This is a genomic window from Streptomyces sp. NPDC111802, assembly GCF_055634335.1.
The window spans coordinates 131542-143636 of sequence record NZ_JBVKCZ010000003.1; the positions used below are offsets into that span (position 1 = coordinate 131542).

Below are 12095 nucleotides of genomic sequence, written 5' to 3' on the forward strand. Positions count from 1 at the left end.
GCATTCCCCGCGGACATGCGTCGCATGCGCGGACATGCCGACTGCACAGGGACGTAGACACTGTCTACCCGATCATGGTAGACAGTGTCTATGCAGGCTTGGCAGGAACAGGAATCCGATCAGGGGCTGCGGGCCCGGCTGGTCGACGTCGGCGTGGATCTCGTCTCACGGGAGGGCGTCCAGGCGCTCACCCTGCGGGAGATCGCCCGCCGGGCCGGCGTCTCGCACGGCGCCCCGCGCCGCTACTTCCCCACCCACCTGGAGCTGCTGTCGACCATCGCGCGCCGCGGCTTCGACGAGCTGGGGGCGCGGGCGGCAGCGGCCGTCGGTGAGGGCGCCGCGCATCCTCGGGCGCAGCTGGCGGAGCTGGGGCGGGTGTATCTGGAGTTCGCGCTCGGCAATCGCGGCATGTACGAGCTGATGTTCCGTCATGATCTGCTGGAGAGCGGCCACTTGGGACTGCGCGACACCAGTCTCCCCCTCTTCGGCCGGCTGGTGGACCTGGTCGGCCGGGTGCGCCCCGACGCCGACGCCCGTCTCGTCGCGGGCGCACTGTGGGCGGGCCTGCACGGCGTCGCCCAGCTGTGGGGCTGGGGCAGCCTCCAACTCGCCACGGGCGCCGACGACTTCGCACCCGTGCTGCGGTCGGTCCTGGACGCGCACCTCGGGCGGGAGGGCGAGTGAATCCCCGCCTCACCCTCGCGAGCAGCGTCGTCGGAGCCGCGGTCGTCGCGCTCGACGGCACCGTGCTGACCGTCGCCCAGCCCACCCTGCAACACGACCTGAGCGCGTCCTTCGCCCAGGTCCAGTGGACCAGCACCGGCTATCTCATCGCGGTGGCCGCCCTGTTGGTGTTCGCCGGACGGCTCGGCGACCGGTACGGGCACCATCGCCTCTTCGGTATCGGCATGCTCGGTTTCGGGGCCGCGTCGGCCGGTGTCGCGGTGGCGCCCGGCGTCGGCTGGGTGATCGGACTGCGGGTCGTGCAGGGTGTGTTCGGGGCGCTGCTGCAACCGGCCACGCTCGGGATGCTGCGGGCCGCCTTCCCGCCCGACCGGCTGCGTACGCCGATCGTCGTACGGACCGCCGCGATCGGGGTGGCGGCGGCCGCCGGGCCGGTGCTGGGCGGTGCGCTGCTGTCGGGACCGGGCTGGCGGGTGGTGTTCCTGCTGAACGTCGTCCCCGCGATCGTCCTCGGCGGGCTCGCCCTCGCTGTCCGGCCCGTGCGCACGACCGCTCCCGTCCGGCTGGACATGCCCGGCGCCCTGCTTCTGGCGGTGACCCTGGCCTGTCTGGTCCACGCGCTCGTCGCCCTGCCGGGCTGGGTCTGGACGGCCGCGACCGCCACGGTCACCGCCGTGGCCTTCGTCCGGCACGAGCGCCGTACCGCGAGCCCGCTGCTGCCGAGGGACGTCATCGGATCGGCGGCGGTGGGCTCGGCGCTCGGCATGCTGGTGGCCGCGTCGGCGGCGCTGTCCGGCACGCTGTTCGCGGGGGCGTTCCTGTTGCAGGACACCCTCGGCCTCGACCCGTTCCGCAGTGCCCTGGTCAGCCTGCCGCTGGCCGCGGGCATGGTGCTCGCGGCGCCCATGTGCGCGGTGCTGCTGCGCCGGGTCGGTGCCCGCGGGACGACCGCGGCGGCGATGGCGGTCTGGCGCTCGGGATCCTCGTCCTGTCCCGCGCCTCGGCCGTTCCGGTTCTGTGCACGGCGTTCGCCCTGGTGGGGGCCGGGTTCGGCACGGTGATGCCGGCGGCGACCCATGTCGTCGTACGGGAGGCCGCCGTGGAGTCCGCCGGCGTGGCCGGCGGGCTCCAGCAGACCGCGATGAACGTCGGACCCGTGCTGGGCGTGGCCGCCGCGACGGCCCTCATGGGAACCGGCGGTGACCCCGCGCCGCCGCTGGGCGTCCTCGCCGTCCTCGCCCTGGCCGGAGCCGCGCCGGCCCGTGCGCTGCCGGGGCGGCACGCCACCACGATGGACGATCATGGCCATTCGAAGGACCGTACACGTGTTCCTGCGCGACGATGAGATCAGAGGCCGTTCCGGCGGGGTATGCCGGAGCGCACCCTCGGCGTAGGAATTCGGAGGAGAGCGATGGCACTGCTGACACAAGAGGTCGACCCGGGTGAGGTCGGGCTGGACGCGAAGGCGCTGGACCGCCTCGACCAGTGCTTCGCCCACTACGTCGACGAGGGGCGGCTGCCCGGCTTCCTGGTGTCCGTCGCCCGCGGTGGACGCGTCGCCCACCTCACCACGCACGGCCACCGCGACGTCGCGGCCGGACTGCCCGTGGAGGCCGACACGCTGTGGCGGATCTATTCCATGACCAAGCCGGTCACCTCGGTCGCCGCGCTGCTGCTGGTGGAGGAGGGCAAGCTGTCGCTCGACGACCCGGTCGGCCGCCATCTGCCCGGCTTCGCCGAGCCCCGGGTGTATGTGAGCGGATCCGGCGCCGACCTGGTGACCCGCCCCGCCGACGGGCCGATAACCGTCCGGCATCTGATGACCCATACCGCCGGGCTGACCTTCGCCTTCTACCACACGCATCCCGTCGACGCCCTGTACCGCGACGCCAATCTGGAGTCGGCGGTGCTGCCGGGCTCCGACCTGGCCGGGACGGTCGATGTGTACGCGAGCCTGCCGCTGCAGTTCGAGCCGGGCACGCAGTGGAACTACTCGGTCGCCTCCAATGTCCTCGGCCGGGTCATCGAGGTCGTGTCCGGGCAGCGACTCGACGAGTTCTTCGCGGAGCGGATCTGCGGGCCGCTCGGGATGACCGACGCCGGATTCTGGGTGGGCGACGAACGGGCGGGCCGGCTCGCCGAGTTGTACGGCGAGACCGAGGACGGCGGTATGGAGGCGATCCCCGGTCTTCCGCTGCGCGGCGGGCGTCCCCGCTTCCTGTCCGGCAGCGGCGGTCTGGCGGCCTCCGCGCACGACATCCATCGCTTCATGGAGCTGCTGCGCCGCCGCGGCGAACTCGACGGTGTCCGTCTGCTGGCCCCCGAGACCGTGGACCTGATGACGTCCAACCAGCTGCCGGGCGGCGCCGACCTGCGCGCCTTCGGCAGCCGGCCCGCCCATGACGAGCCCGGCAACGACGGCGTCGGCTTCGGCCTCGGCGTCTCCGTCGTGATCGACCCGGCGCGTACGAAGGCCCCGACCACCCTCGGCTCCTACGGCTGGAGCGGGGTGGCGACCACCACGTTCTGGGTCGACCCGCGCCACGATCTGACGGTGCAGTTCATGACGCAGGTGCGGCCGAGGACCTCGCACACGATGTTCCAGGACCTCAAGCGGCTCGTGCACGAGGCCCTCATGGGCGAGTGAGTCCCCGCCGGTCAGACGCGGTTGGCCTCCGGGCGCGGGGCGTCGGCCGCGAACCGGCCGGCGCTCAGGGGGCCCACGTCCACGAAGGGGGCGCGGCCGAGGTACAGATCGCGGACCACCTCGCCGACGGCCGGTCCCTGGAGGAAGCCGTGGCCGGAGAAGCCGGTCGCGTACAGGAAGCGGGACACGGAAGTCGCCTCGCCGATCAGCGCGTTGTGGTCCGGGGTCACCTCGTACAGGCCCGCCCAGCCGCCGGTGCGGCGCAGGTCGAGCAGGGCGGGGGCCCGGCGCTCCATGGCCTCGGTCAGGCGGGGGATCCAGCGGTCGTGGGTGTCGGTGGCGAAGCCGGGCCGCTCGTCGGGGTCGGACATGCCGAGCAGGAGGCCGGGGCCCTCGGTGTGGAAGTAGAGGCTGCTGGTGAAGTCGATGGTCATGGGCAGCCGCGGCGGCAGCCCGGTGACCGGTTCGGTGACCGCGATCTGCCGGCGCAGCGGCAGCACCGGCAGGTCCACGCCGACCATTGCCCCGATCGCCCGCGACCAGGGGCCGGCCGCGCAGATCACGGTGTCGGTGGTGATCCGGGCGATGGTCGTCGTCACGGCGGTGATCCGGTCGCCGTGCAGTTCGATGCCGGTGACGTCGTTGCGCCGTAAGATTCGCGCCCCGTGGGCGCGGGCGGCGGACGCGTAGCCGTGGACCACGGATTCCGGGGTGCAGTGGCCGTCGTCCGGTGAGAAGGCGGCCGCGAGCAGTCCGTCGGTGGTGATCAGCGGGGAGAGCCGCTGCGCCTCGGCGGGGTCGATCATCCGGCTGGGCACGCCGAGCGCGTTCTGGAGCCGGACGCCCGCCTCGAAGCCGGCGACCTCCTGCGGCGTCGAGAGCAGGAACAGATAGCCGACCCGGTGCAGCCCGATGTCGTACCCGGTGTCCTGCGCGAACCGGTCGAACGCCTCCAGACTGCGCGCTCCGAGCTGGATGTTGAGCTCGTCCGAGAACTGCGCGCGCACCCCGCCGGCCGCCTTGGAGGTGGAGCCGGAGGCCAGTTCGTCCCGCTCGACCAGGACGACGTCCCGTACGCCGGCGCGGGCGAGGTGGTAGGCGATGCTGGTGCCCATCACACCGCCACCGATGACGACGACGCTCGCGTGCGTGTCCACGGGCGGACCTCCTCGACCGATTCGACCAGAACCCCTGCGAGGCCATCGATACCAGAGCGCGAGCCCGGAAAACCCTCGATCTCCACCACCTCCCGTCCGACGACGGTCAGGACAGATGCGCCACCGCGTCCAGATGGGGCAGGTGGTGGTCGAGACGCTCCCGCTTGGTGCGCAGGTAGGTGATGTTGTTCTCGCACGGCGGGATCAGCAGCGGGACCTGTTCGGCCACCTGGATGCCGTGCCGCAGCAACGCCTCACGCTTGCGCGGGTTGTTGGACATCAGACGGACGCTGCGGACGTTCAGGTCGTGCAGGATCTCGGCGGCGACGCCGTAGTCGCGGGCGTCCACCGGCAGGCCGAGCGCGAGGTTGGCCTCTACGGTGTCCAGGCCCTCCGCCTGAAGGGCCATCGCGCGCAGCTTGGCGAGCAGCCCGATGCCCCGACCCTCGTGACCCCGCAGATAGACGACGATGCCGCGGCCCTCGGCGACGACCGCGCGCAGCGCGGAGGCCAACTGGTCGCCGCACTCGCAGTGCTGGGAGCCGAACGCGTCGCCGGTCAGGCACTCGGAGTGCAGCCGGGTGAGCACGTCGTCCGTGCCTATCTCACCGTAGACCAGGGCCACTTGCTCGTCACCGCGGTCGTGATCGAGATAGCCGATCGCGCGGAATTCCCCGTACACGGTGGGCAGCGGTGCATTCACCACGCGTTCCACACCGGAACGCTGCGTCCGCGGTGCGGGCTTCTTGCCGAGGACGCCAATTTTATCTGTCATGATTCTTCAGTTCCTAAGCAGAGACGAAAGGCCGTGAAAAGATGAGTGGTTCGCAAACGCGGCCGGTGGCACACTCGCTGGTGCCGGCGGACACCACCGAAGACGTACGGACGCGGGGCGCGGACGTCTCACGACAGGTGGCGGTCCTTCCCGTCGGGAGCTTCGAGCAGCACGGTCCGTTCCTTCCGCTGGCCACCGACACGCTCGTGGCCTGCACCGTGGCGCGCGAGATCGCCGCCGCGTACCCGGTGCACCTCCTTCCGCCGGTGACGATCTCCTGCTCGCACGAGCACGCCGCCTGGCCGGGGACCGTCAGCATCTCCTCAGTGACCCTTCATGCGGTGATACGGGACATAGCGGCTTCGCTCCGCCGCTCGGGAGTCGACGCCCTGGTGCTGGTCAACGGGCACGGCGGAAACTACGTACTGGGCAACGTCGTTCAGGAGTCCTCCGCGCGCGGCGAGCGGATGGCGCTGTTCCCGGCCGCGGAGGACTGGGAGGCGGCACGGGAGCGGGCGGGGGTGGAGACCTCGCTGCTCACCGACATGCACGCGGGGGAAATCGAGACCTCCATCCTTCTGCACGCTCATCCCGAATTGATCCGACCCGGTTATGAGACTTCCGATTTCGTCGCGGACGACCGTCGTCATCTGTTGACCCTCGGTATGTCCGGCTATACCGATTCCGGTGTCATCGGCCGTCCTTCGCTGGGTTCCGCGGAAAAGGGGAAGCGGCTGCTGGCGAGCCTCGCTGATTCCTTCGGCGCGTATGTGTCACTGCTGACCTCCGCGGACGATTCCGTAGCGGACACGGGAGACGCACGAAAATAGCCGCCGGGTTCCGGGTCCGTCACGGCGACGGCGGATCCGGAACCCGCGCGCAGCCCGGTGTACCAGCGGACGACCAGGACGATGAGGCCGGGCAGGGCGGCCACGAAACTGAGCACGCCGTACACGACGGAGACGGCCAGTCCCGTGCCGGCGCCGAGACCGGCGGCGCCGAACGCCCAGGCGGTGACGCCCTCCCGGGGACCCCAGCCGCCGACGTTCAGGGGCAGGCCCATGGCGAGCAGCGCCAGGACGGCGAGCGGCAGCAGGGCGGCCACGGAGGCGCCGGAGCCGGCCACCCGGGCGGCGAGCACGAACATCCCGAGGTGTCCGGCGAGCACGACGGCGGAGGAGACCGCGACACCGGGGCCGTTACGGCGGGACAGCAGGGCTTCCCTTGCCTCGTCGAGGGTCGAGCGCAGCGCCGTCGGGTTCGTCCGGTCGCGGCGCGAGGGCGTGCGGTTCATCCGCACGGCGGCGACGACGGCGAGCGCGCCGACACCGGCGAACAGGATGAGCGGGGTGAGGTCGCGGGCCTCGTTCAGCACCGGTGACGGCATGGTCAGCAGGATGCCGGCGCCGACGACCGCGAGGACGAGCTGACCGGCCGTGCGCTCCAGCACCACCGCGCGGACCCCGCGTCCCAGGTCACCGGCGCTCTGTCCGTGCCGCACCGCCCTGTGCACATCGCCGAGGACGCCGCCCGGGAGGGCCGCGTTGAGGAAGAGGGCCCGGTAGTAGTCGGCGACGGCCGGCCCGAGCGGCAGCCGGATGCGCAGCCCGCGCGCCACCAACTGCCAACGCCAGGCGCTGAACACGGTGGTGACGAGCCCGATCCCGAGCGCCCCGGCCAGCGCCACCGCGTCGATCCGCCGCAGTCCGTCGAGGAAGACGCCGGTACCGAGGCGCCAGAACAGCACGCCGAGGATGACGACGCCGGCGACGGTGCCGAAGTGGGTGCGGACGGTGGGGGTGTTGAGGCGGGACAGGACGGTACGCAGGCGGCCGCGGCGGGACTTGGCGGGCTCCGCGTCCTCGCTGGGTTCGGTGACGATGATGCCGATGCGGGAGGGGGAGACGGCCGCGGGGGCGGGGGCGGAGGCGTCCGTTCGGACCGTCAGGGCCGGCACGGCAGGCGCGGTCGCGTGCACCGCCGGAGCCGCCCCGAGGGCGTCCAGGCTGGTGGGCTGCGTCTTCGCCACCGTCTCCACGCTCATGACGCTCCGCCCGTCGGTCGGCACAGGGCCAGCAGATCGCTGTGGTGGACGACGACTCGCAACTCGCCTGCCTGGCAGGCGGCGAGGCGTTCACTCAGGTAGCGGTCGGCGCGCTCGCGCAGTTCGGGGCGCTGCTCGACCGCTGCGCCGACCCAGCCACGCAGCCACTGGGCGGTCAGCGCCGACTCGCCGGGGCCGAGCCGCCAGGGGCTCGGGTGCACCTGGACGGTCGCGCCGTGCTCGGAGAAGGCCTCCGCCGCCGCCGTGATCGCGTCCGGGCCCAGCATGCCCGAGCGCCGCTGGTGGGCGTTGAACGCCTCGGCGATCTCCTGGTCCAGCGGGTCGGACGGGGTGAGTTCGACGCGTCCGGCGACGGAGAGCGTCAGCAGCGCCGGGCAGCCCGCGCCCGCGCAGGCGGCGGCGAGGGTGTCGACCTCCTCGCGGGTGAGGACGTCGAGCAGCGCGGACGCCGTCACCAGCGAGGCGCCGAGGAGGGCGTCCGCGGTGAGACGGCCGACGTCGCCGCGGCGCGTCTCGACCGTGACCCGGCTGCCGTCGGCGGACGAGCGCGGGGAGGCCACGGCCGCGAAGTGCAGCAGGTAAGGGTCGCGGTCGTGCAGGACCCAGTGCTGGGCGCCGTCCAGATGGGGCGCGAGCCAACGGCCCATGGAGCCGGTGCCGCAGCCGATGTCGTGGATGGCCAGTCCGCCGGCCCGTCCGGGCAGGTTGGCGAGCCGGATGCGCAGCGGGTCGAGCAGGTCGTGCGCCCGCGCGGCGGCATCGGCGCCCTCCCGCAGCTCCAGCCACTCGGGAGCGTAGCGGGGCGGGTCCTGCGGCGCGGCGTCCCGCAGGCGCACGGTGGCCCGCTCACCGGGACGGAAGCCGGGCCCGGCACCGAGTATCACGGCGTCGTCGTCGGACGCCGGTACGGACACGCCACTCACGTCATCCTCCGCTGAAACGATCCCGCGCTGGGCTCCGGCCGCCACGGCAACCACCCCGCTCTCCGCCTCGCGGCCGGTCGAGTCCGTCACGTCCCTCGGCCCCGGCTGGGCCGGAACGGCCCCGCCGCTCTGTGCCGTCGCCGTCTTCCTCATGCCGCCCTCCGGGGTTCGTTCGGCAGTCGGCCCAGTACCGTGGCCAGGCTGCGGGCCGTGCCGGCCCAGCCGTTCAGGGCGGCCCGGCGTCTGCGGGCCGCCGCCTTCAACCGACGTCGTACGTCCGCCTCGCCGAACCAGCCGCGCAGTTCGGCGGCGATCGCGGCGGGGTTCTCCGGCGGGACGAGGATGCCGGGGACACCGCCGTCGGGGGCGCGGCCGACCGCCTCGGGCAGCCCGCCGACGTCGGTCGCCAGCACCGGGATGCCGCGCGCCAGCGCCTCCGTCACCGCCATGCCGTACGTCTCGGCGTAGGAGGCGAGCACCATGAGGTCGGCGGCGTTGTAGCTGGCGTCGAGTTCGGCGCCGGCCTGCGGGCCCGCCAGGATCAGCCGGTCGTCAAGGCCGTGCTTCGCGATCAGGGACCGCAGATCGGCGACGTACCCGGGGTCCTGGTTCAACCCGCCCACGCACACGCAGCTCCACGGCAGGTCGGTCACCGCCGCCAGCGCCTCCACCAGCCGGTGCTGTCCCTTGCGCGGCGTCACGGCGGCCACGCACAGCAGGCGGGACACTCCGTCGGTGCCGGCCGCGAGGGGCGCGATGTCGGCGCCGGGCGCGGCGACATGGACCCTTTCGGGGGCGAGGCCGTGATGGGAGACGAGCCGGCGCACCGCCCAGTCGCTGGTGGCGATCACCGCGGGGACCGCCCGCAGCACCGTGCGTTCCCGGGCGTCCAGGTCCGCCGCGACGGCGGGCTCCAGCCCCGTCTCGTCGCCGAGCGGGAGGTGGACCAGGACCGCCAGGCTCAGTCGTTCCGCCTCCGGGACGATGATCTCGGGCACACCGCAGGCGACCAGACCGTCCAGCAGGACGACGGTGCCGTCCGGGAACTCCCGCAGCGTACGGGCGAGTTCCGCGCGGGCCGCCGCCCCGGGCCGGGGCCAGCTGCCGTCCACGGCGTGCTTGTGCACCTGCCAGCCGAAGCCGGGCAGATCCAGGCACACCCGCCGGTCATAGGCGTTGCCGCCGCTCGGCGCGGTCGGGTCGTCGACGCCGCCCGGCAGGACGAAGTGCACGGAGCGCAGGGACATGGGGATGATCTCGGCGTTCTTCAGGACGGAGTGCCGCACGGGCACATAGCCGAGCGTGACGTTCTCCGGCCGGCCCGGGGCCACGTTCTTCTCCAGCGTCACGTCGGTCACAGCGCACGCTCATAGCTCGCCCACGCGACGTGCGACTCGTGCAGTGTGACGGTGAGGCCGGCGAGGCCCTTGGCGCCCTCGCCCAGCGCGCCCTTCTCGATCCGCTCGGCCAGCCGGTCGGCGATCACCTTCGCCAGGTACTCGGTGGAGGTGTTGATCCCGGCGAAGTCGGGTTCGTCGTCGAGGTTCCTGTAGTTCAGCTCGGCGACGACGGCACCGAGTTCCTGTGTGGCCAGTCCGATGTCGACGACGATGTTGTCGTCGTCCAGCTGCTCGCGCCGGAACGTTGCGTCCACCAGGAACGTCGCTCCATGCAGGCGCTGCGCGGGTCCGAAGACCTCGCCGCGGAAGCTGTGGGCGATCATGATGTGATCGCGGACGGTGATGCTGAACAACGGACACCCTCCAGGTGCGGTGCGCTCCTCATCCCCCGCTGATCGCTGCCGGGGATGTCGTGTAGTACGGCTCTTCGCTTCCCCGCGTTCAGCGCCCTCTCACTCTTTTCTCAGGTCAGGCGCTCTTGCTCGTCCGGGAATGGACGAGTCCGTCAGGGCGTGTCCGCGTACCTGACGCGGTGACAGAGCGCCGCGATCTCCCCGGAGGCGAGTTTCGGCATCACCTCGGGCAGCTCTTCGAAGGCGCTCTCCCCCGTGACGAGCGCGTCGAGGGCGGGATCGGCGAGCAGGTCGAGGGCGAGGGCGAGCCGGTCGGCGTAGGTGCGGGTGGCGCGGCGGGCCGGGGAGACGGTGCCGACCTGGCTGCTGCGGATGACGAGCCGCCGGGAGTGGAAGGCCTCGCCGAGCGGCAGGCCGACCTGCCGGTCGCCGTACCAGCTGAGTTCGAGGACCGTGCCCTCGGCCCTGAGCAGTTCGAGCGCCCGGGCGAGGCCCGGCTCGGTGGCGCTGGCGTGGACGACCAGGTCGCACTCGCCGAGTGCGTCCTCGGGTGAGGCGAAGTCGACGCCGAGGGCCTCGGCGACCTGGGCCCGGCGCGGATCGGCGTCGACCAACTGGAGCCTCACGCCCGGGAAGCGGGCCAGCAGGGCGGCCACCGAGCAGCCGACCATGCCACCGCCGACCACGGCGATCCGGTCGCCGACCAGGGGCGCGGCGTCCCAGAGCGCGTTGACGGCGGTCTCGACGGTGCCGGCGAGGACGGCGCGGGCGGCGGGGACGGTGTCGGGTACGACGGTGACCGCGCTCGCGGGGACGACGTACCGTGTCTGATGCGGATACAGGCAGAAGACCGTACGGCCGACGAGTGCCGTCGGCCCTTCCTCCACCATCCCCACGCTGAGATAGCCGTACTTCACCGGTGCGGGGAACTCACCCTCCTGGAACGGCGCCCGCATCGCCGCGTGCTGGCTCTGCGGTACCCCGCCGCGGAACACGAGTGTCTCCGTGCCCCGGCTGACCCCGGAGTACAGCGACCGCACCAGGACTTCGCCCTCGCCCGGCTCCGGCAGGGCGATCTCCCGGACCTCTCCCTCACCCGGAGAGCTGAGCCAGAACGCACGTGCGGTGCAGTTCATCTGGATCCTCCTGAACGATCGTGAAGCTGTGCACGTACCGAGGTGTGCACAGGTCGCGCACAGTACGCGGCCTTGATCGTCTCTGTCATCTGGCCGGAGGAATGCGCGGTGGCCCTGAACAACACTTACGACGCAAGGCTGGTACAGCAGGAGACCGCTGTGGGAGCGGGCGTGCAGATCCTGTTGCTGGCCCTGCTCGGTTCGGCGATCGGTATGGGGCCGGCGGGCTGGCTGACCGGCCTGGTCTTCGCCATCGCCACATGGGCACTGCTCTCGCTGGCCCTGCACCGCTCCGGGCTCCGCCGCTTCGGCCCGGCCAACCGGGTCACCCTGGGCCGCGCGACGCTGGTGGGCGGGGTGACGGCTCTGGTGGCGGACTCCTTCGAGAGTTCACCGCCGGTGACGTTGTTCGTCGGTCTGACGGCGGTGGCCCTGATCCTGGACGGCGTGGACGGGAAGGTGGCCCGGCGTACGGGCACGTCCACGGCGCTGGGCGCGCGCTTCGACATGGAGGTGGACGCGTTCCTGATCCTGGTGTTGAGCGTGTACGTCTCGATGTCGCTCGGCCCCTGGGTCCTCCTCATCGGCGCCATGCGCTACGCCTTCGTCGCCGCCGCCCGCGTCCTGCCCTGGCTCAACGCCCCGCTCCCCCCGAGCACGGCCCGAAAGACGGTCGCCGCGATGCAGGGCGTGTTCCTGCTGCTGGCCGCGTCCGGCTACCTCCCGTACGCGGCGACGTTCGCGGTAGCCGCGACGGCTCTGGCGGCGCTGGTCTGGTCGTTCGGCCGGGACATCCTGTGGCTGTACCGGACGTCGCGTACGGAGAAGGTCTCGGTGCCGAAGGCGTCGACGGTGCGGGAACTGGTGACGTCCTGAACCCGGTCAGCCGTGGGCAGTACCGGACGTCACGTACGGAGAAAGCCTCGATGCCGAAGGCGTCGGGAGTGCGGGAACT

General features: G+C 72.2%; 10 protein-coding genes and 2 pseudogenes. 5 read left to right on the forward strand and 7 right to left on the reverse strand.

Annotation, left to right across the window (positions count from 1 at the left end):
* Positions 1-90 precede the first annotated feature (90 nt).
* From ACZ7NC_RS03910 to ACZ7NC_RS03920, 3 genes and pseudogenes are all read left to right on the forward strand, one after another.
* Positions 91-684 carry a TetR/AcrR family transcriptional regulator gene (locus ACZ7NC_RS03910; RefSeq protein WP_471484649.1) on the forward strand — a complete coding sequence of 198 codons (594 nt, stop codon included), beginning with the start codon at positions 91-93 and terminating at the stop codon, positions 682-684.
* Positions 681-2029: pseudogene (locus ACZ7NC_RS03915) on the forward strand (MFS transporter). Before ACZ7NC_RS03910 ends, ACZ7NC_RS03915 begins: the two are co-directional and overlap by 4 nt.
* 66 nt (positions 2030-2095) lie before the next feature.
* On the forward strand, positions 2096-3331 hold the full coding sequence (locus ACZ7NC_RS03920; protein ID WP_471484650.1) for a serine hydrolase domain-containing protein: 1236 nt from the start codon (positions 2096-2098) through the stop codon (positions 3329-3331).
* A gap of 11 nt (positions 3332-3342) precedes the next feature.
* On the opposite strand, the gene ACZ7NC_RS03925 is transcribed toward ACZ7NC_RS03920, so the two are convergent.
* Both ACZ7NC_RS03925 and ribA read right to left on the reverse strand, forming a co-directional pair.
* Positions 3343-4488 carry an NAD(P)/FAD-dependent oxidoreductase gene (locus ACZ7NC_RS03925; protein ID WP_471484651.1) on the reverse strand — a complete coding sequence of 382 codons (1146 nt, stop codon included), beginning with the start codon at positions 4486-4488 and terminating at the stop codon, positions 3343-3345.
* A gap of 106 nt (positions 4489-4594) precedes the next feature.
* Positions 4595-5263 (reverse strand): GTP cyclohydrolase II, encoded by a 669-nt coding sequence (ribA, locus tag ACZ7NC_RS03930; RefSeq protein WP_471484653.1) that lies wholly within the window; start codon positions 5261-5263, stop codon positions 4595-4597.
* Between the two features lie 41 nt (positions 5264-5304).
* Here ribA and ACZ7NC_RS03935 point away from each other — a divergent pair, with 41 nt between their 5' ends.
* Positions 5305-6093 (forward strand): creatininase family protein, encoded by a 789-nt coding sequence (locus tag ACZ7NC_RS03935; RefSeq protein ID WP_471484655.1) that lies wholly within the window; start codon positions 5305-5307, stop codon positions 6091-6093.
* 101 nt (positions 6094-6194) lie between these two features.
* Here the strand turns inward: ACZ7NC_RS03935 and ACZ7NC_RS03940 are convergent.
* The 5 genes and pseudogenes from ACZ7NC_RS03940 to ACZ7NC_RS03960 all read right to left on the reverse strand — a co-directional run.
* Positions 6195-7307: pseudogene (locus tag ACZ7NC_RS03940) on the reverse strand (lysylphosphatidylglycerol synthase transmembrane domain-containing protein); the annotation flags it as partial.
* On the reverse strand, positions 7304-8404 hold the full coding sequence (locus tag ACZ7NC_RS03945) for a class I SAM-dependent methyltransferase (RefSeq protein ID WP_471484656.1): 1101 nt from the start codon (positions 8402-8404) through the stop codon (positions 7304-7306). The pseudogene ACZ7NC_RS03940 and the gene ACZ7NC_RS03945, both read right to left, overlap by 4 nt.
* Positions 8401-9609: a glycosyltransferase family 4 protein gene (locus ACZ7NC_RS03950; protein ID WP_471484658.1), complete on the reverse strand. Its 1209-nt coding sequence runs from the start codon at positions 9607-9609 to the stop codon at positions 8401-8403. Before ACZ7NC_RS03950 ends, ACZ7NC_RS03945 begins: the two co-directional genes overlap by 4 nt.
* On the reverse strand, positions 9606-10004 hold the full coding sequence (locus ACZ7NC_RS03955; RefSeq protein ID WP_471484660.1) for a 6-pyruvoyl trahydropterin synthase family protein: 399 nt from the start codon (positions 10002-10004) through the stop codon (positions 9606-9608). The genes ACZ7NC_RS03950 and ACZ7NC_RS03955 overlap by 4 nt, the downstream gene beginning before the upstream one ends.
* A 152-nt stretch (positions 10005-10156) precedes the next feature.
* Positions 10157-11140, reverse strand: coding sequence for a zinc-dependent alcohol dehydrogenase (locus tag ACZ7NC_RS03960; RefSeq protein ID WP_471484662.1), 984 nt, complete (start codon positions 11138-11140; stop codon positions 10157-10159).
* A 108-nt stretch (positions 11141-11248) separates the two neighbouring features.
* Here ACZ7NC_RS03960 and ACZ7NC_RS03965 point away from each other — a divergent pair, with 108 nt between their 5' ends.
* Positions 11249-12016, forward strand: a complete 768-nt coding sequence (locus ACZ7NC_RS03965; protein WP_471484913.1) for a CDP-alcohol phosphatidyltransferase family protein — start codon at positions 11249-11251, stop codon at positions 12014-12016.
* Positions 12017-12095: the final 79 nt, after the last annotated feature.

What these genes read in the sequence shown, in the direction of transcription:
- ACZ7NC_RS03945 (WP_471484656.1), bottom strand. Translation starts at nt 8,404, where the DNA reads ATGAGGAAGACGGCGACGGCACAGAGCGGCGGGGCCGTTCCGGCCCAG.
- ACZ7NC_RS03910 (WP_471484649.1), top strand. Translation starts at nt 91, where the DNA reads ATGCAGGCTTGGCAGGAACAGGAATCCGATCAGGGGCTGCGGGCCCGG.
- ACZ7NC_RS03920 (WP_471484650.1), top strand. Translation starts at nt 2,096, where the DNA reads ATGGCACTGCTGACACAAGAGGTCGACCCGGGTGAGGTCGGGCTGGAC.
- ribA (WP_471484653.1), bottom strand. Translation starts at nt 5,263, where the DNA reads ATGACAGATAAAATTGGCGTCCTCGGCAAGAAGCCCGCACCGCGGACG.
- ACZ7NC_RS03960 (WP_471484662.1), bottom strand. Translation starts at nt 11,140, where the DNA reads ATGAACTGCACCGCACGTGCGTTCTGGCTCAGCTCTCCGGGTGAGGGA.
- ACZ7NC_RS03935 (WP_471484655.1), top strand. Translation starts at nt 5,305, where the DNA reads ATGAGTGGTTCGCAAACGCGGCCGGTGGCACACTCGCTGGTGCCGGCG.